This is a genomic window from Caballeronia sp. SL2Y3, from assembly GCF_022879575.1.
In the GTDB taxonomy this organism is placed as follows: Bacteria; Pseudomonadota; Gammaproteobacteria; order Burkholderiales; family Burkholderiaceae; genus Caballeronia.
Window position 1 is genome coordinate 376,793 of the sequence record NZ_CP084262.1, and the last position, 19,628, is coordinate 396,420.

Below are 19,628 nucleotides of genomic sequence, written 5' to 3' on the forward strand. Positions count from 1 at the left end.
GCGTGCCTGGCGTTGACGTGCGACGCAGCCTTTGGCGCAAGATGGCGGCACTCGTAGCTGCTTCGTTGACGTTCGTCTGCGCGCGCGCCGATGACGCGATGCCCTCGATCGCGTTGTTCTATGGCGCGCCGGTGCCGGTCGGGCAGCTCGCTTCGTTCGACCACGTCGTCGTCGAACCGGACAGCGGCTTCGATCCCGCCGCGCACGCGCCGGCTTCCGGCTCGTCGAAGTGGCTCGCCTACGTGAGCGTCGGCGAAGTGACGCCTTCGCGCGCCTACTTCAAGGACATGCCGCCAGCGTGGCTCAAGGGCAGCAATGCGGCGTGGGCGTCGCGCGTCATCGACCAGACCGCGCCCGGGTGGCCGCAGTTCTTCGTTCAGCACGTCATCGCGCCGCTGTGGGACAAGGGCTATCGCGGCTTCTTTCTCGACACGCTCGACTCGTATCAAACGATCTCCGCAACCGACGACGAGCGTTCCCGCCAGCAAGCCGGACTTGTCGCCGTCATTCGCGCGCTGAAGGCGCGGTATCCCGAGGCGCGGCTCATCTTCAACCGTGGCTTCGAGCTGATGCCCGACGTGCACGATCTGGCCTATGCGGTCGCGTTCGAGTCGCTGTATCGCGGGTGGAATCAGGCGAAGAAGCGTTACGTCGCGGTGCCCGAAGCGGACCGCGACTGGCTGCTGGCGCAAGCCCGGACATTGCGCGAGCGATACGGCCTGCCGGTGCTGTCCATCGACTACTGCCCGCCCGCGGACCGCGCCTGCACCAACGACGCCATCCGCCACATCAGCGCGCAGGGCATCATTCCGTATGTCACCGACGGCGCTTTGCAGACCGTGGGAACCGGCCCGGCACGCGCGGCATCGGCGACGAGCGAAAGCGCCGCGCCGCTGTCCGCATCTGATATCGCCTCGCAGCGCGACGTGCCGCGCACGATCCTCGTCGTGCAGAACGTGCAGCCCGGCGCGAGCCTCAACGTGACCGCCGGCGTGCGTTACGTTTCGATGCCGCTCAACTGGCTCGGCTACCGCATCGAGTTCGCGGATATCGCCAAGCCCCTGCCCGAGGGCGACTTGTCGGGCCGGTACGCGGGCATCGTCATGTGGCTCGACTCGCCCGCGCCGAATCGCGCGGCGTTTCACGACTGGCTCGAAACGCAGGTCGATCATCACGTGCCCATCGCGATGCTGACGACATTCGGCATCGACATACACGGCGACCTCGCGCAGAAGCTCGATCTCGTGCCCGTTGCGGGCCGGCCGGGCAATCGTTTGCGCGTCGAGTCGATGGACGCGTCGATGATGGGCTTCGAGATGAAGCCGCAGCCCGATCCGCACGATACGACCAACGTGCGCGCCGGCCCGCGCAGCCATTCGCTGCTCAGGCTCGCATCGGCGGATGCGGGCAACGACTTCGCGATCGACGCCGCCGCGATCACGCCGTGGGGCGGCTACGCGATGCGCCCGTTCGCCGTCTTCGACATGCCGATGTCGAACGAAGCGCGCTGGGTGCTGCAACCCATACGCTTCTTTCGCGCGGCGCTGCGCCTGCCCGACGACATGCCCGCGCCCGATCCCACGACGGAGAATGGCCGGCGTCTACTGATGACGCATATCGACGGCGACGGCCTCGCCTCGCGCGCCGAATTCGACGTGAACGGCGGGCCGATGAAGGTCTCGACATCCGCCCCGCCGCAGTATTCCGGCGATGCGCTCTACAACGTCATCCGTCAGTTCGGTCTGCCGACGACCGTCTCCGTCATCGAAGGCGAGATCTCCGACGACGGTCCGTACCCGAAGGATGCGCCGCGCCTGCGGGCGATCGCGCGTGAACTCTTCGCGCTGCCGAACGTGGAGATGGCGAGCCACACGTACACGCATCCGTTGCAGTGGATGCGCGTGACCGGCCTGGGCAAATCCGGCGGCGACACCGACACGGCCGAGGGCGGCAGCCGCGCGAACTACAACGGCCTGTCCATCGACATTCCCGGCTACCGGTACGACACCGACCGCGAGATAGCCGGGTCGATCCGCTATATCGACCGGCTCGCGCCCGCCGGCAAGCGCGTGAAAGTGCTGCTGTGGAGCGGCGACTGTCAGGTGCCCGCGCCGGTCATCGAGGCGGCGGACCACGCGGGCGTCTACAACATGAACGGCGGCGACACGCTCATCACGAAACGCTATCCGAGCTGGGCCGCCATCGCGCCGCTCGGCGTGGACAAGAACGGCTTCTTTCAGGTGTTCGCGCCGAATCAGAACGAGGAGGCGTACACCGCGCTCTGGCAGGGTCCGTACTACGGTTACGAACGCGTGCTGGAGACCTTCGACATGACCGAGCGCCCTGTCCGCTTCAAGCCGGTCGATGTCTATTACCACATGTTTTCGGGCACCAAGTACGCGTCGGTGAAGGCGTTGTCGGACGTGTATCGCACCCTGTCGGCGCAACCGCTGATGCCTGTCTACGTCTCCGAATACGCGCAGAAGGTGCTGGACTTCGAGCGCATGGACATTTCGCGCGACGGCGAATTCTGGCGCATCCACGGCAGCGGCGCGCTGCGCACCGTGCGGCTGCCCGAAGGACGCGCGCCCGATCTCGCGAACGCCGAAGGCGTGGCGGGCTATCTGCCGGGGCCGGGCGGCGTGTATGTGCATCTGACGGGCGCCGATGCCCGCTTTCGCGTGATCGACGCCGCGCACGCCGCCAAGCTGCCGTATCTCGCGGAAGCCAACGGCGTGATCGATCACTTCGCGCGCACGCCGCGAGGCTTCTCGTTCGATCTCGCGTCGCATGTTGCGCCGCGCTTCGCCATCGGCGGCGAGGCGCGCGCGAACGCTTGCATCGTTAAGGCGGATGGCCGCCCGCTCGCGCCCGGCATGGCACAGGGACGGCGCGTGTATTCGCCGTCCGGCTCGGCTCACGCAACGAATTCCGTTCATGTCGATGTCGTCTGCGCAACCTGACCGCCAGCGGCTTTTCTCGCCGTTCGTCGTCGCGGCTTTCGGGCTGCTCGTCGGGCTCATGCTCGTGCTCGCGTTTCCTCGCGAGCGGCTCGAAGAGCGGCTGCTCGAGGGCCGCCAGGTCGATACGCTGACCGTCGCGTATCTCGAAGCGTGGCTGCGCATCGAGCCGGACAACGCCGAAGTGCTGACCGAGCTGACGCAGGAGTATTTGAAAGCGCAGCGCATCGCGGATGCGCAGAAGATGCTGCGCCGCCTCTCCGTTTCGTCCGATCCGCAGGCGCAGTCGAGCGCGCTGCGCACGCGCATCGACCTCGCCGAGACGCAGGCTTATGCGCTCAGGCCGGGCGATCCGGCCCGCGCGGCGCGGCTTGCGGAACTCGACGCGCTGCTCGCCGAGGCGCTCGACAAGCCGTGGGATGCCGCGCAGATCGAAACTTACGCGAAGAAGGCGCGCGCGCTGAACGACAGTGCGCTCGCCGGGCGCTACTACGAGCGGCTCGCGCAGATGGAGCCGGCGCAAGCGCCGCGCTGGCTCGCAGAGGGCGCGCGACTGAAGCTCGCCGCAGGCGACTACGCCGGTGCCGCCGATGCGTTCTTCGCGGCGCAGGCTCACGCCGCGACGCGCGACGACGAGCGGCGCCTTTTCCTGTCAGCGTTGCAGGCGTTGCAGTCGGCCAACCGTCCCGCCGATGCGTTGGCCGCCGCCGACGCGCATCTTGGTTTCCTCGCGCGCGACCGCGAGACGCTGCGCTATCTGACGCGGCTCGCGCTCTCGGCGGGCCGGCCGGATATCGCGGACCGCTACGCGCGACGCCTGCTCGACATGTCGTCGCGCGAGCGGCGCGACGGCGGGGCGAGGCTTGCGGGGTGGCGTCGGGGGAGCGAGGCGTTCGCGTCGGGCAAGGGCGTGAGGGATGCGGTAATCGCGGGGAGCGCTCTGCCCGTTGTAGCCCCGGCGAACGGGGTGAGCATGGCGAGCGTGGCGAACGCGGGGACTGCCGGGAGCGCGGCCAGTGCCGCGAGCGCAGTTAGCGCTACGAGAGTGGTGAACGCGAACAGCAAAGAAAATTCAGTGATTGAGGGGAGCGCTGCGCCCGCGGCAATCCCGGCGAGCGTGATAAGCGCGGCGAACGCGGGGACTGTCGAGAACGCGGCGATCGCGGGGAGTGCAGCGAGCGCAAGGAGCGCTCGGAGCGTGGTGAACGCGAAGAGCGTAGAGGATGCAGTGGTCGCGTCTAACGCTCTGCGCACGGAAATTCCGGCGGGCGCGGTGAGCATGGCGAGCGTGGTGAACGCGGGAACGGCGGGCAACGCCGCGAGCACGGCGAACGCTACGAGCGTGGTGAAGGCGGCGAGCGCGAAAAGCGCGGTGAGCGCCGGTAACGCGGCGAGCGCGAGGAATACTCCGAGCGCGGTGCGCGCAAGCTACGTCGTGAGCGCGTCGCCTGCGACAAGCGCAGCAAAAAACACGACGAACGCAACGAAGCCCGACACCGTCCTGTGCACACGCGCCTGCATGGCCGGCCGCCCCCGCGACGCCTTCTCGATCCTCCGCGTAGCGAATCAGGAACCGTCCGCGCCCATCGAAGCATCCGACTACGAACTCGGCTTCAAAGTGTTCCTTGCCAACGGCGATCTCGCGAGCGCCCAGCGCGTCGCGCAGGACGCAGTGAAGCGCGACCCGGCATCGACCGAATGGCGCGAGCGGCTAGCTCAAGTCGCCGAGTGGAATCACGCGCCGGATGTCGCGCTCGCCAACTACCTCGCGCTGGCCCGCGCGCGCAACGACGAGCGCGACTGGAAGCAGGTCGAGCGCCTAGCGCCCGCGCTCGGCGACAACGACGCGATGCTCGCCGCCGCCATCCACGAAGCGGACCGCGCGCCGGGCGACATGAAGCAGCTCGACCGCGTGGTGAGCGCGTACGAAGCGCAGGCCGATCCCGACGCCGCGCTGCGCTTCCTGCAAGCCCGCGCGAACGGCGCCTATCGCCGGCCGGTGCTGGAACGCTACGCCCGGCTCGCCGAACGCAAGGGCGACGACGACCTCGCCATCGCGACCTACGAGCGCCTGATGCGCGAGTTCGGGCCCGATTCGGCATACGCGCTCAAACTGAGCCTGATGTACTACACGCGCACGCAGTTCGACCGCTCGCTCGCCGTGCTCGATTCGGCAAAGAGCCGCGCTCCTGCATCGGATGCCGACTTCTGGCGCTTCTACGCGATGCTCGCAACCGTCGATCAGCAGGACGGCAAGGCGCGCGAAGGTTACGGCAAGCTCGTGCAAGCGGGCGTCGCGACGCCCGACGATCTCTCCGCGATGGTTTCGGCGTACGACGATCAGCCGCTCGAAGCGGGCCGCATCGCGGAGTTCGCGTATCGCAAGACGGGCAACGAGCGCCTGCTCGAACTCGCCGTCTACGACTATCTGCGCTCGCGCGCGACGGGCCGCATCCGCGCGTTGCTCGGCTCGCTCGATCCGGCGTCGCTCGCCTCGGCCGAGCGCTCGCCGCGCTTCTTGCTCGCTCGCGCGCAATACCTGCGCCGCGCGGGCGATCCCGACGGCGCGCTTGCCGACACGCGCGCCGCCGCCGCGCTTGCTCCGGGCGACGACGAGGCCCGCGCCGCGCTCATCTGGGCGCTCAACGAACGCGGCAGCAATGCGGAACTGCGCGCCGCCCTCGCCCGCCACGCGCGCGATGCCGAGCGCGACAGCACGCTCTGGGCGCCGTATGCGGCGTCGTATCTGCGTCTGGGCGACGCACGCGGTGCGCTCTCCATGATGCACAAGGAAGCCGCCTCGCGCCGCGACGACCCGCTGTGGGCGCTCGGCTATGCGGACGCGCTGGAATTGAACGCCCGCATCGACGACGCCTGGCGCGTGCGCAATGCCGTGTGGAAAAAGCAGATGGCGCAGCGCGCGGCGGGCAAACAGCCGGTCACGCTCGACGACGAGCAGCGGGAAGACCTGCGCGCGCGCATGGTCGGCCTCACGGACCAGTTCGCGGGCGGCGACGCATCGCGGCAAGTGCTGATCGAACTGCTGCGGGCCGATGGTGGCGACAGTGCAGGCGACCAACCCGCGCCACCGCCCTTCGGTTTCACCGACGACGCGATGCAAGGCGTCGCGCATCGCGAGGAGAAGCGGCGGCGCGTCTACTCGGCGGTGGCGCGCGAGGCCGCGCTCGGCTGGCTGCAAGCGCACGACGCCTACGACGCCGAAAGTCTGTGGCTGCTGCGCCAGTACATCGACAGCGCGACGCGTCCCGTGTATGCGGAAGTGACCATCGCGCTGGCCGAGCACGACCGCGCGACGCTCAATCGCCTGCTCGATACCGAAGCCGACTGGATTCCGCGACAGAATCGCCTCGACGCCGAAGCGACGACCGGGCGTTTCGGCGACGTGCAGACGCATGCATACGAGCAGCAGTTCGCGCTGCCCGACGACGAAATCGTCAATCAGATTCTGCGCGAGCAGTTGCTGCGCAACGCGCAGGCCATTGCGCCGCGTTTTCGCGTAGTCGAGCAAGGCGGGCTGTCGTACACGGAGGCGGGCATCGGCGCGGGCTTGCGGTTGTCGCCGACGCAATCGCTCGCGCTCGATTACGCCGAGCGCAATCAGCACGGCGACACGTCATTGCCGAACGTGCCGCGCCACGACCGCCAGTTGTCGCTCGCGTGGCGGCATCTCGGCCTCGACGACACCGAGCGCGTGAGAATCGGCCGGCGCAACGCGCTCGACGACTTCACCACCTTCCGGCTCGACGGCACGCTTTTCGAGCAGCAGAACCTGAGCTTCAACTACGCGCTGGGCTTCAATCAGATGGCGACGGAAACGAGCCAGCTTATTGTCGGCGGCGTGAAGCATCTGGCGAGCGTGGGCGTGAATTATCGGCCGGACGCGCATGTGTTCGCGGGCGGGCGCGTGGAATATGCGCGCTTCTACGGACAGGACAAGTCGTTCCTCGGCACGGGCGCCGTCGCGGATTTCAACGCGGGCTACAAGCTGCGCGTCGACTACCCGGACTACACCGTTCGCGCCGTGCTCACGCACGGGCAGTACAGTGCGTCCGGCAATCCGGGCGGACAACTCGCGCGGCTGTTGCCGACGGGCGCGCCGCTCGGCGCGCAGCAGTTCATGCCGCAGACCTTCACGCAGGAAGGCCTGCTGTTTTCGTTCGGCGACGATCTGGAAGAAGGCTACACGCGCGCGTGGCGGCCGTTCTTCGCCGCCGGGCCGATCCACGATTCGAATCAGGGCTGGACGGCGCAAGTGCGCGTGGGACTGGCGGGCAGCGTCTTCGGCAACGATCAGGCGACCATGTATTACGAGCACGCCGGGGTCACGTCCGGCCGCACGCAGGCTTTCACGGAGTACGGCGTGCGCTATCGCTGGCTGTATTAGCCGCGCGGTCGCGTCACGGGCATCGAAAAACGAGGCAAGCGGAGCACACATGAAAACGACACGACAATTCGAACGATGGGCGGGCCTCTTGAGCAGCGTGTGGGTCGCGCTCGCGTTGAACGCCTGCGCGGTGGTGGATCGCAGCGACAACGCAAGCGCCGCGCTCGACAAGCACGCAAGCTGGACCGTGCTGCCGATCACCAATCGCACGGAAACGCCGCAGGCGGGACTGCGCGCGTCGGCCATCGCGCAGAGTCTGCTGACATCGGGCGGCGTGGCGCTCACGCGCTATCCGGATAGCGGCGACGAGGAAACGCTCTTCGATACCGCCAAGCCCGGCATCGACACGAAGGCGCTCGCGTGGGCGCGCTCGCAGAATGTGCGCTATGCGTTGACCGGCACGGTAACGGAATGGCGCTACAAGGTCGGCGTGGATGGCGAGCCCGCCGTGGGCCTGACCTTCGATGTCGTCGATGTCGCAAGCGGCAAGGTCGTCTGGAGCGCCGCTGGCAGCCGCACCGGATGGAGCCGCGACGCGCTCTCGGGCGTCGCGCAGAAGCTCGAAAAAGAGCTGCTCGGCGCGCTGACGAAATAACGCCATGGGTACCGTGGACGGCAAACCGCAGGCATCGGCCAAGCCGGGCGGCGCGGCGCGCCCGCGACGGCAACGCGCGGCGCAAAGCGGGCAGTCGGTCTCGCGCGACATGCCGTGGGCGCGCGTCATCGCGCCTTCGGGCATCTCGGGCAGGCGGGCGGCGTTCATCGCGATGGAAGTCGCCGTCGCGACCGTCGTCATGGCGGGCGTCTGCTGGTTCATCGATCCCGCCGATCCGCTGCTGTTGCGCACGGGCTTCGGGTGGGTGTGGCTGCTGCCGGTCGTCTTCGCGCTGCGCTACGGCACGCTCGCCGGCATGGCAAGCGCGCTCGTGCTGCTGCTCGCGTGGTATGTGTCGGACGCGGCCGGCCCGCCGCACCCGCACGCGGTCTTTCCCGGCAGCTTCTTCTTCGGCGGATTCGTGCTGACGCTTCTATGCGGCCAGTTCGGCGATATCTGGATCGGCCGTCAGCGGCAGGCGCGCATCGCCAACGACTATCTCGCCGAGCGTCTTTCCATTCTCACGAAGAACCAGTTCCTGCTGCGCCTGTCGCATGAACGGCTCGAACAGGACGTGCTCGCGCGTCCCGCCACGCTGCGCGATTCGCTCGCGCGCCTGCGCACGCTCGCGCTCAACGACGAGGACGACGGCCCGCTCATCGGCGCGGCGCGCTTTCTGAAGACGGCCGCGCAGGCGTGTCAGCTCGAAACGGCGAGCCTCTTCGTCTGGAGCGGCAACACGGTGCAGACGACGCCCGTGGCGAGCGTCGGCGAGCCTTTCACGCTCGATCTCGCCGATCCGCTCGTCGCCGAGGCGCGCGAAACGCTCGCGCTCACGCATCCGGAATCGAGCGCGGCATCGGGTGCTGCGGGTGCCGCAGGCGCGGAAGCGAACACGCGATACCGCGCCGTCGCGCCGCTCGTCGATGCAGGCGGCCGGCACGTCGCGCTGCTCGTCGTCGAGCGCATGCCGTTTCTCGCGATGACCCGCGACAACCTTCAGTTTCTGCTCGTGCTCGGCGGCTACTACGCGGACAGCGTGCGCCACGCCGAGATCAGCCGTTCGGTGCTGCAGGCGTTCCCGCGCTGCCCGTACGACTTCGCGCTGGATTACGCGCGCCTCGTGCGCCTGTTGCGCGATACGGGCGTGGAGTCGTCGCTCGTCGCGCTCGTCTTCGATGCGAGCGAGCTCGGCGTCTCGCTGCACGAACACGTGCTGCGGCTGCGGCGCTCGCTGGATGCGCAATGGCCCATCGTCACGCCGACACAGCGCGTCGTGCTCACGCTGATGCCGCTCTCCGGCGAAAGCGCGGTCGCGGGCTATCTGCTGCGCATCGAAGAAAATCTGCGCGCGCAATTTGGCACGGACTTCGAATCGGCCGGCGTCGCGACGCATTCCATGCGTCTTTCCGCCGATTCGCCGATCGACGCGCTGCATCACTTCCTGAGGCTTTGTCATGCCGACGCGTGAGCGGCCGATCCATCGCCCAACGGCGTGGCTGGCGTGGCTCGCGTGGCTGGCCGCGCTGCTCGGCGTCGCGGTGCAGATCGGCATGTTCGTGCTCGCCTCGCGCGCCGGGCCGCCGACGCGCGTGCTGCTCGCCTGCCTCGCCGCGCAGGCCGTGGCGGCCACGCTCCTCGCGTTCGCGTGCTGGCGGACGCTGCCCGCGCGCTATCGCTCGAAGGGCGCGTGGTGCTATCTGTGGCTCCTCGTGTTCGCGGTGCCGGTCGGCGGGGCGCTGGTGTCCGTCGGCGCGATGGTGCTCGCGCTCGCGTTGCCGCGCCGCGTGACGGCGAAAGGCATCGCCTATATCGAAGAGCCGGAGTTCGCGACGCATCTGATTCCGCATGTGTCGTACGGACGCGGCGCGCGCCTCAAGGCCGAGTTGCAGAACGCGGAAGCGGCGACTTCCCTGCGCATGACGGCGCTGCTCGCCATGCAGTCGATGCCCGCGCACACCATCAGTCCGCTGTTGCGCGGCATGCTCGCCGATCCGCTCGACGATATTCGCCTGCTCGCCTACGGCATGCTCGACAGCCAGGAGAAGCGCCTCACGCAGCGCATCCTCGCGCAACGCCCTCGCCTGTCTGAACCGCTCACGCCGCGCGAGCGTTATGAAGTGAACAAGACGCTCGCCGAACTATACGGAGAACTAATCTACGCGCATCTCGTGCAGGGCGACGTGTATCGCAACGCGGCGGAACAGGCCGATGCCTACGCGGCCGCCGCGCTCGATATCGAACCGGCGGACGCGGCGCTGTGGCGCATGCGCGGGCGGCTCGCGCTGGATCGCGGCGACCTCGACGCCGCCGACATGCTGCTCGAACGCGCGATCCAGCACGGCTTCGCGCGCGACCGCATGCTGCCTTATCTGGCCGAAGCCGCGTATCTGCGCGGCGACTTCGCCCGCGTCAAGACGCTTCTCGGACAGATGAGCCCGTCCGCGGTCCTGCCCGTCATGAAGCCCGTACTCGATTACTGGCGCGGCTCGCTCGCCACGCTGCGCAAAGGCGTCTCATGAACGCAAACATCGCCGATATTCCGCATGAATCGTGGCCCGCGCTGACGACGACGCTCCCGAAAGCGCCGCGCGCCGACGTCGTGCTGCTGCTCGAAGGCACGTTCCCGTATGTGAGCGGCGGCGTGTCGAGCTGGGTCAATCAGATGATCCGCGCGTTTCCGGACCTGAGCTTCGCGCTGTGCTTTCTCGGCAGCCGTCCGCAGGATTATCCGAAGGCTTCGTATGCGCTGCCGGAGAACGTCGTGCATCAGGAGAACCACTTTCTCTACGACTTCACCGCGAACCCCGAAGCGGCGAAGCGCTGCGGCGATCGCGCGGCCTTCGCGCAATCGGCGGATCTGCACGAAGCCATGCGCAATCCCGCGATGCGCGCCGCGGCCGGCTCCATGCTGCGCGACATGCTGAAAGACCTCGCGCCGGACGGCCGTCTTTCCGAGAGCGAATTCCTCTACTCGCGCGAGGCGTGGAACTACGTGACGGAGCAGTATCGCGAGCGATGCACCGACCCTTCGTTCGTCGATTATTTCTGGACCGTGCGCGTGATGCACAAGCCGCTCTGGCTGCTCGCGCGCATCGCCGAAGGTCTGCCGGATGCGGGCGTCTATCACACGGTATCCACCGGCTATGCGGGCTTTCTCGGCGCGCTCGCGCACTATCGCACGGGCCGCCCGCTGCTCGTGTCGGAGCACGGCATCTATACGAAGGAACGCAAGATCGACCTGTTTCAGAGCCAGTGGATACGCGACAACCGCAGCATCTTCGAGCGCGACGTGTCGCAAGTGGGCTACTTCCGCGATCTGTGGGTGCGCTTCTTTGAAACGCTCGGGCGCGTGTGCTATGACGCGGCCGACGACATCATCGCGCTCTACGAAGGCAATCGCCAGCGGCAAGTGGCCGACGGCGCGCCCGCGCAAAGGACGGCGAGCATTCCGAACGGCGTGAACCTGCCGCGACTCGCGCCGCTGCGCGAAAAGCGCGCCCCCTGCGTGCCTAAGACGCTGTGCCTGATCGGGCGCGTGGTGCCGATCAAGGACATCAAGACCTTCATTCGCGCGATGCTGACCGTGGTGCGCAAGGAACCGCTCGCGGAGGCGTGGATCGCCGGACCGGAAGACGAAGACGTCGAATACGCGAAGGAATGCCGCAGCCTCGTCGAAAGTCTCGGGCTCGAAGGCAAGGTGAAGTTTCTCGGCTTCCAGAAGATCGAAGAACTGCTGCCGAAATGCGGCGTGCTGGTGCTCAGTTCCATCTCCGAGGCGCTGCCGCTCGTGGTGCTCGAAGGCTTCGCGGCGGGCGTGCCTTCGGTGACGACGGACGTCGGCTCCTGCCGACAACTGATCTACGGCCTGCCCGGCGAAGACGCCGCGCTCGGCGCAGCGGGCCGCGTCGTGCAGATCGCCGATCCGCGCGCGCTCGCCGACGCCGCGCTCGATCTGCTCGACGAGAACAACTGGCGCGCGGCGCAGGCGGCCGGCATCGCGCGAGTGGAACGCTTCTACACGCAGGAGCGGATGGTCGGCGCGTATCGCGTGCTGTACGAGCGGCTGATCGGCGGCGAAACGACGCGCGAAACAACAAAGGACACCTAAACGTCATGGCGGGAATCGGCTTCGAACTGCGCAAGATGCTGCGGCGCGACACGCTCGTCGGGCTGATGCAGGCGTATGCCTACGCGGGCCTCATCAGCGCGGGACCGTGGATTCTGTCGATCATCGGCATGCTGCTGATCGGCGTTCTGAGCCTGCCGTTCGTGCTGCCGACCGGACTCATCACGCAGTTTCAGGTGTCGGTGACGTACCTCATTTCGCTGTCGCTCGTGCTAACCGGGCCGCTGCAACTCGGCTTCACGCGCTTCACCTCCGACCGCCTCTTCGAGAAACGCGCCGACATGGTGCTGCCGAACTATCACGGCGCGGCGCTCGTTTCGACCGTCGCGGCGACGCTGCTCGGCGGCATCGCGGTCGTCTTTCTGTTTCGCGATCAGTCAGCGGCGTATCGTCTGCTGATGCTCGCCGGCTTCGTCGTGATGAGCAACATCTGGCTCGCCACCATCTTTCTCTCCGGTATGAAGCAGTACATGTCGATCCTGTGGGTGTTTTTCATCGGCTATACGCTGACGGCGGGCGCGGCGATCACGCTGAACGTGTTCGGCCTGACGGGGCTGCTCGGCGGCTTCGTGTTCGGGCAGACGGTGCTGCTCGCGGGCTTGCTCACGCTCATCTATCGCGATTACACGAGCGACCGCTTCATCGCGTATGACTTCTTCTCGCGGCGATACCGCTATCCGACGCTGATGGCGACGGGCTTTCTCTACAACCTCGGCATCTGGGTCGACAAGTACATGTTCTGGTACGCGCCGGGTACGGGGCAAACGGTCATCGGGCCGCTGCGCGCGTCGATCATCTACGACATTCCCGTGTTCCTCGCCTACCTCGCGATCATTCCCGGCATGGCCGTGTTTCTGATGCGCATCGAGACGGACTTCGTCGAGTACTACGACGCGTTCTATGGCGCGGTGCGCGAAGGCGCGTCGTTGCAGCACATCGAGCGCATGCGCAACGCAATGGTCGAGGCGCTGCGCAACGGCCTCTACGAGATCGTCAAGGTGCAGGCGACGGCCGCGCTGCTGCTTTTCGCGATCAGCGCGACGCTTCTCAGTTGGCTGCGCATTTCGACGCTCTATTCGCCGCTCCTTTATGTCGATGTAATCGCCGCGAGCCTGCAAGTGCTTTTCATGGGCGTCATCAACGTGTTCTTCTATCTGGACAAGCGGCGCGTGGTGCTGGCGCTCGTCGCATTGTTCGTCGCGTCGAACGTGGTGCTGACGGGACTGACGCTCACGGCGAATCCCGGCTGGTACGGCTTCGGATTCGCAGGATCGCTGCTCGTCGTGGTGCTCGCGAGTCTCGTGTGGCTGGATCGAAAGCTCGATTCGCTGGAATACGAGACCTTCATGATTCAGTGAGCGTGGCTAGCGGGAATCGAGGCGCGCGTCGATGCGGCCGGAGCGAAACGCGTCCACCACGAAATCGACGAACACGCGCGTTTTCGGCGGCAACAGCTTCTTGCTCGGATAGTACAGACTGATCGCGCCGAGTTCGGCGAACCAGCCCGGCAACAGGCGCATGAGGCTGCCTTGCTGGAGCCAGCGCGCGGCGTGCGGCATGGGAATCAGCGCGATGCCGAGCCCTTGCATGGCGGCGGCGGCCATGGCTTCGGGGTCGTCGAAGATCATGCGCGTGCGATGCCGGACGAGACACTGTTCGCCCACGGCGTTGCGCAGCTTCCACGCGAAGACGCGCCCCGACGAAACCGAACGGCGCGCGATGCCGTCGAACGCTTCGAGCTCGGACGGATGCGCGGGCATCGGCTTGTCCGCCATGTATGCGGGCGATGCCGCCACGATCACATGCGCCGGCGCGAGTTCGCGCGCCACGACGCCTTCGTTCAGTTCGATGCCGCCGCCGATCGCGGCGTCGTAGCCCTCGCCGATGAGATCGACGGGCCGGTTGTCGAAATGCACGTCCGGGACGATGGCCGGGTAACGGTCGAGAAATTCGCCGAGGATCGGCACCAGATACTCGCGCCCGAAACCGACGCCCACACTGACTTTCAGCGTGCCGGACGGCGCGCCGTTTTGCTCCGCTGCGTGCGAGATGGCATCGCGCAGCGTGTCGAAGGGCGCGCGCACTTCCTGATAGAAGCTCTCGCCGCTGTCCGTCAGCGTCAGGCTGCGCGTGCTTCGATGAAAGAGCCGCAGCCCGAGCTGCTGCTCCAGCCGCGCGACGTTCTTGCTGACGCCCGCCGGTGTCATCCCGAGCCGGCGAGCCGCCGCCGAGAAACTGCCGGTCTGCGCCGTGACGACGAACGACTCCAGAAAGTTGAACGATTCCACGGCACCCTCGCTTGATACCGCCGGTTGAAACTGCTTGCCCGCATTATGCGCTACCGGACGATGAATCCGACGGCCATACTGGCTTCACTTTCAACCAACCAGCAGGAGCAGATCATGGCAAACAGTCTCAGCGGCAAGATTGCTTTCGTCACGGGCGGCGCGCGCGGCATCGGCGCGGCGGTCGTCAGCCGGCTCGCGGCCGAAGGCGCGGCAGTCGCGTTCACGTATCGCGGATCGGCGGCGCAGGCATCGGCGCTCGCCGCAAAGATCGAGGAGACCGGTGGCCGCGTGCTCGCGATCCAGTCCGACGCAGCCGACGCCGACGCGCTGACCCGCGCGATCGAACAGGCCGCGCGCCACTTCGGCAAGATCGACGTTCTGGTCAACAACGCAGGCGTGCTGTATCTCGGCCCGGTCGATGCCTTCTCGCTCGACGACTTCGACAAGACCGTGGCCGTGAATGTGCGCGCCGTGTTCGTCGCGACGAAAGCGGTTCTGCCGTACATGCCGGCTGGCGGACGAATCGTGAACATCGGCAGCACGAACGCGGATCGCATGCCGTTCCCTGGCGGCGCGGCCTACGCGATGAGCAAGGCGGCGCTACAAGGACTCGTGAAGGGTCTCGCGCGCGATCTCGGCCCGAAAGGCATCACGGTGAACAACGTGCAGCCCGGCCCGGTCGACACCGACATGAACCCGGAGCAAGGCGAGTTCGGCTCCGCCCTGCACGCGCTGATGGCCGTGCAACGGCACGCCAAGGCCGATGAAATCGCCGCGATGGTGGCGTACGTCGCGGGGCCGGAAGCGTCGTTCGTGACGGGCGCGAGTCTCATGATCGACGGAGGCTTCAGCGCGTGACGATCAGTTTCGCCGGCATCGATACGTAAGGGCTGCGTAGAGAATCGTCGGCGTTGCGTCGGGCGAACGGAATCTTGGCGTAAGGCGCGCGCGAAGCGGTGGCTGGACGGAACAAGAGTGGCAGCTTACGGGCACGCGCCATGCGTCGCCGCATGGCGCTTTTCGCCTGTTCCGTTCAATCACAAAGAGGCTCGTTCATGAAACCGATCCGCCCGCGCTACCGCTCGCGCCTGGCCACGGCGCTTTTCGAGTGGCTCAACCCGATTCCGTATGGTCTCTTCGTCGGCACGCTGATCTTCGACATCATCTATGCAATCAACGCCGTCATCTTCTGGGCAAAGGGCGCGGCGTGGCTCGTCACCGTGGGCCTGCTCATCGCGATCATTCCGCGCTTCATCAATCTCGGTCACGTCTGGTTCGGCGGGCGCGGCACGGTCACGAGCCTCGAACGCACCGACTTCTGGCTGAATCTTCTCGGCATCGTCGCGGCGGTGGTGAACGCGTTCGTCCACTCGCGCGATGCCTACGCGATGGTCCCGCTCAGCGTCATCCTCTCGGTGGTCACGGTCGTGCTTCTGAGCGCCGGGCAAGTGATGCTCGCCTTCGACAAGTTCAACCGCTTCAACCTGCCGGAGGCCGTCCGTGAATAACATCATGCGCACAAGCCTCGTTTCGATGGCCGTTGCGGCCTGCCTCGCCGGATGCAACGAGCACGCGTCCTACGAATCGCAGCAGCAGGCCGGCGCGAATCCGCCGCTGCCGGACGCGCGCAACTTCCTGGCCCCGCCGATGCAGGTGCCGAAGCACGTCGGCTGGAAAAGCGGCGAGACGCCCAAGGTCGCGGACGGGCTGAAGATAGAAGGCATCGCGTCGGGGCTGGAGCATCCGCGTCAGGTGTACGCGCTGCCGAACGGCGACATCCTCGTGGCGGAATCAAGTAGTCCTGATGAAGAGCCGGTCACGACGCCGAAGCAGCTCATCGCGGGCATGGTGCAGACCCGTTCGGGCAAGGAAGCGAAAGGCGGCAACCGCATCACGCTGTTGCGCAAGCCCGCGAACGGCAACGGCGAATGGGAGAAGCACGTCTTCATCGACCATCTGCATTCGCCGTTCGGCATGCAACTGGTCGGCAATACGCTCTTCGTCGCCGATACCGACGCGATTCTCGCGTTCCCGTATCAGGCCGGCGCGACGCATATCGACGGCACGGGTGTCGAGCTCGCCGATTTGCCGAGCACCATCAACCATCACTGGACGAAGGCGCTGCTCGCGAGCCCCGATGGCAAGAAGCTGTATGTGGGCGTCGGCTCGAACAGCAACGTCGGCGAGAACGGGCTCGAAGTGGAATACCGCCGCGCGGCCGTGCTGGAAGTCGACATTGCGACGGGCGGCAGCCGCGTGTTCGCGTCCGGCATCCGCAATCCGACCTCGCTGCAATGGGAGCCGAAGACGGGCAAGCTGTGGGCGGTGGCGAACGAACGCGACGAGATCGGCGCGGACCTCGTTCCCGACTATCTGACCTCGGTGAAGGAGCACGCTTTCTACGGCTGGCCGTATAGCTACTATGGACAGCACGTGGACGAGCGCGTGCATCAGCAAAGACCCGATCTCGTCCAGAAAGCGATCAAGCCGGATTACGCCATCGGCTCGCACGTCGCGCCGCTCGGACTGCTGTTCTATACCGGCAACAACTTGCCCGCGCAGTATCGCGGCGGCGCGTTCATCGGCGAGCACGGCAGTTGGGACCGTTCGCCGCTCGCGGGCTATGCGGTCGCGTATGTCGCGTTCCAGGACGGCCAGCCGGTCGGCGCGCCGAAGCCCATCGTCACCGGTTTCGTGTCGGCGGACGAGAAGCAGTTGCGCGGCGCGCCGGTGGGCCTCGCAGAGGACAAGGACGGTGCGCTTCTCATCGCCGACGACGCCGGCAACGCCGTCTGGCGCGTGACCAAGGCGGGCGGTTAGCGCGTCCTTCGTGCGAGAACGAACATGGCGGGCCTTCGTTTCGAGGGCCCGCTGTGTTTTGCGATCGTTGTCGCTCGTTATTGCGTCAGGTGCCTTTCGGGTACGCGATATCGCGATCAGGCGACACGTCGCCCCGATTGCCTCGCTCGCGGCGTGCGGCCATGCGGTGTTGGAGCCAGTCGCGCGCGAGCACGATGCGCAAGGTGCACATTGCGACCACCCAGATGAAGCCCGATGCGGGTGCATCGAACAGGCGTATAAGCGTCGTCCTTTTCATTCACGATCCCCGAGAAACGTGCGGTCTTTCGCATCTTTGCCGGCGTGCTTCGTTTTTTGTCTGGCATGTATCGCGCAGCTGTGCGTTTGTGTTGCGAGTCTAGCCCGGTTGCGATGTTCGCCGTTATCTCTATGTCGAGATGTGAGGGGTCGCGTACGCTTCTGTGTCGGGCTCGGCGCGCATGTGTATGTCGAATTCGGGTTTTCCACGCCGCGTATGCCGGGAAAAGTGCTCGTATCCTCGATTCGCAGTCGCGTGTCTTGATAAAGCGCATTCTTTGTTCGCCTCTCTCTATGTGACGCTTCGGTCCGCGCGACTCTCGCGCAGACACTTCGAGCGTTTGAATTCGGCTTCGGCATTCGGCCGCTTCTGGTTCTTTCGCATTGTCTCGATCGGCGTTGCGTTGCATGCGCATGTGCCGGTCCTCTTTGCTTCCTTCGGATCACTAACGTTATAGATGCATCGAACGTGCGAATTCTTCTACTCCGCTCCGAATCCACGGTCGGCCGGCCGGTTGCGCCGCCGCCTTTGGTCGATCCGTACGCGTCGCCGCCTGTCGGCGCATGCGGCTGGGTCAACGGGGCCAATGCCGGCGTATGCGCGCGGCAATATTCGAACGGATGGGCCTACATCAACGCGGTGTGTCAGTACGACGGCACGGCGTGCGGCGTTGCATCGACTGCGGTCACGATACCGCCTGCAACGTCCGGAAGCCGTTGGTACGACCAATACTGCAACGTGGTGCCTGACGGACGCTACGCACTCGCGGCGGCGACGGCGCTCGTGATCGCGCGCGGCTCGGCAGATGTGTGTCCCTGGCCGAATGACGCGTGCGCGACGCATCGCCGCTTCATATTCGTATGCCAAAAGCCGCCCCATTCGTCTGATCAGGCCGCCCGCCAAAAGCCAGCCGTTTCTCGCCACGATCCCATTCCTTAAGGGTTTCGTCAGTTACGGCCGGTAGGCTCTGCGCTGGATAAAGTCAAACAAACAAAGCTCGATCAGAGCGGAACCACCATGCCCGCACCGTACGTCGCAAGCCTCGTCAAGATCTCGTGGAAGAACCTTTCGCAGCATCGCTTTCACCGGAAGCATGCGCGGGAGGCGCGCGATGTGCTGCGCAGCATCGAGAGCAGGCAGGGCAGGACCAACGCCGGACAATTGCGGCTCGCGGATGCGTACGCGCGCGACGTGCTCGGCGACGCGTGCTATGCGCCGTGGCTCCACGTCTATACGGCGTTGAACGGCCATTTCAAGGAAGGCTGGATTCCGGACAACTACTACGGCTGGATCGTCGTTCCGAAGATGAAAGGCCTGTACGGACAGATGTCGCATCTGAAGCCCGTGTCGCGGCTGCTCTTTCAGGACGACGCATTCCCCGATCTCGGCTACTACGTGAACGGCATCTTCTACACGGCCGATCACATCGCGATTCACAAATCTCAGGTCGCGAACTTCGTTTTCAGCACGACGGACCGGATCGCCTTCAAGCTCGATCACTCGATGCAGGGCAAGGGCGTCTTTCTGATGGACCGCAAGGACTTCGATGCCGAGCGCATCAGCCAGCTCGGCAACGGCGTGCTGCAACGCTTCATCGTGCAGCACGCGACGTTCGACCAGTTCGCGTCCAAGGCGGTCGCGACGGTGCGGCTGACGACGGTCGTCGACGACGCCGGCGCTATCTCGCTGCGCGCCTGCTTCTTGCGCCTCGGCCGGTCGGCGGACACGTATATTCGCCCCGACAGCGAAGTGTGCGTGCCGGTGCATCTGGAGAGCGGGCGGCTTTTCAGCACAGGCTATCTGAGCGACTGGACGCGCGTGGACGCGCACCCGGATTCGAAGATCCGCTTCGACGGCGTGACCTTGCCCGCGTTTTCCAAGTGCGTGGAAAAAGTCATGGCGCTGCACGCGAAGGCGCCGTTCGCGCGCTGCGTCGGCTGGGACTTGACCGTCGATATCGATGAAAACGTGCTCGTGATGGAGTGGAACGCCGAGCATAACGACGTGAAGTTCAGCGAGGCCACGCAAGGGCCGTGCTTCACCGACCTGAAGTGGGAAACGTTGCGGCCGATGGCGTAAGCGTCTTTGCGTTATGGTCTGAGCGAACGCGTGGGTTCACCGTGCATTGCGCCACCGCTTTTGCACCGTTCGCCC

13 protein-coding genes are annotated in these 19,628 nt (G+C 66.2%); 11 read left to right on the forward strand and 2 right to left on the reverse strand.

Annotated features, from left to right (window positions below):
* Window positions 1–41 precede the first annotated feature (41 nt).
* From LDZ26_RS20680 to pelG, 7 genes are all read left to right on the forward strand, one after another.
* Window positions 42–2,963 (forward strand): bifunctional glycoside hydrolase 114/ polysaccharide deacetylase family protein, encoded by a 2,922-nt coding sequence (locus tag LDZ26_RS20680; RefSeq protein ID WP_244850358.1) that lies wholly within the window; start codon window positions 42–44, stop codon window positions 2,961–2,963.
* Complete coding sequence (locus LDZ26_RS20685) at window positions 2,938–7,365, forward strand: tetratricopeptide repeat protein (RefSeq protein ID WP_244850359.1); 4,428 nt, start codon at window positions 2,938–2,940, stop codon at window positions 7,363–7,365. The genes LDZ26_RS20680 and LDZ26_RS20685 overlap by 26 nt, the downstream gene beginning before the upstream one ends.
* 49 nt (window positions 7,366–7,414) lie before the next feature.
* Window positions 7,415–7,960 (forward strand): penicillin-binding protein activator LpoB, encoded by a 546-nt coding sequence (locus tag LDZ26_RS20690; protein ID WP_244850360.1) that lies wholly within the window; start codon window positions 7,415–7,417, stop codon window positions 7,958–7,960.
* 4 nt (window positions 7,961–7,964) lie between these two features.
* Window positions 7,965–9,431 carry a PelD GGDEF domain-containing protein gene (locus LDZ26_RS20695; protein WP_244850361.1) on the forward strand — a complete coding sequence of 489 codons (1,467 nt, stop codon included), beginning with the start codon at window positions 7,965–7,967 and terminating at the stop codon, window positions 9,429–9,431.
* 82 nt (window positions 9,432–9,513) lie between these two features.
* A complete protein-coding gene (locus LDZ26_RS20700) occupies window positions 9,514–10,482 on the forward strand; it encodes a lipopolysaccharide N-acetylglucosaminyl transferase (protein ID WP_244851115.1) in 969 nt (322 codons plus the stop codon).
* Window positions 10,479–12,071, forward strand: coding sequence for a GT4 family glycosyltransferase PelF (pelF, locus tag LDZ26_RS20705; protein WP_244850362.1), 1,593 nt, complete (start codon window positions 10,479–10,481; stop codon window positions 12,069–12,071). The genes LDZ26_RS20700 and pelF overlap by 4 nt, the downstream gene beginning before the upstream one ends.
* A gap of 5 nt (window positions 12,072–12,076) precedes the next feature.
* Window positions 12,077–13,447: an exopolysaccharide Pel transporter PelG gene (gene pelG, locus LDZ26_RS20710; RefSeq protein WP_244850364.1), complete on the forward strand. Its 1,371-nt coding sequence runs from the start codon at window positions 12,077–12,079 to the stop codon at window positions 13,445–13,447.
* Window positions 13,448–13,453: 6 nt separating this feature from the next.
* Here pelG and LDZ26_RS20715 read toward each other — a convergent pair whose 3' ends face one another.
* On the reverse strand, window positions 13,454–14,377 hold the full coding sequence (locus tag LDZ26_RS20715) for a LysR family transcriptional regulator (protein WP_244850366.1): 924 nt from the start codon (window positions 14,375–14,377) through the stop codon (window positions 13,454–13,456).
* A gap of 114 nt (window positions 14,378–14,491) precedes the next feature.
* On the opposite strand from LDZ26_RS20715, the gene LDZ26_RS20720 reads away from it, so the two are divergent.
* From LDZ26_RS20720 to LDZ26_RS20730, 3 genes are all read left to right on the forward strand, one after another.
* The gene (locus LDZ26_RS20720) at window positions 14,492–15,235 is read left to right on the forward strand and encodes an SDR family oxidoreductase (RefSeq protein ID WP_244850368.1); all 744 of its coding nucleotides are present in this window, start codon (window positions 14,492–14,494) and stop codon (window positions 15,233–15,235) included.
* A gap of 197 nt (window positions 15,236–15,432) precedes the next feature.
* Window positions 15,433–15,885 (forward strand): DUF2231 domain-containing protein, encoded by a 453-nt coding sequence (locus LDZ26_RS20725; protein WP_244850370.1) that lies wholly within the window; start codon window positions 15,433–15,435, stop codon window positions 15,883–15,885.
* 25 nt (window positions 15,886–15,910) lie between these two features.
* Window positions 15,911–17,197 (forward strand): sorbosone dehydrogenase family protein, encoded by a 1,287-nt coding sequence (locus tag LDZ26_RS20730; protein WP_370650757.1) that lies wholly within the window; start codon window positions 15,911–15,913, stop codon window positions 17,195–17,197.
* 85 nt (window positions 17,198–17,282) lie between these two features.
* On the opposite strand, the gene LDZ26_RS20735 is transcribed toward LDZ26_RS20730, so the two are convergent.
* Window positions 17,283–17,474 carry a hypothetical protein gene (locus LDZ26_RS20735; RefSeq protein WP_244850372.1) on the reverse strand — a complete coding sequence of 64 codons (192 nt, stop codon included), beginning with the start codon at window positions 17,472–17,474 and terminating at the stop codon, window positions 17,283–17,285.
* A 1,017-nt stretch (window positions 17,475–18,491) separates the two neighbouring features.
* On the opposite strand from LDZ26_RS20735, the gene LDZ26_RS20740 reads away from it, so the two are divergent.
* Window positions 18,492–19,553, forward strand: coding sequence for a sugar-transfer associated ATP-grasp domain-containing protein (locus LDZ26_RS20740; protein WP_244850374.1), 1,062 nt, complete (start codon window positions 18,492–18,494; stop codon window positions 19,551–19,553).
* The last annotated feature ends 75 nt before the right edge of the window (window positions 19,554–19,628 follow it).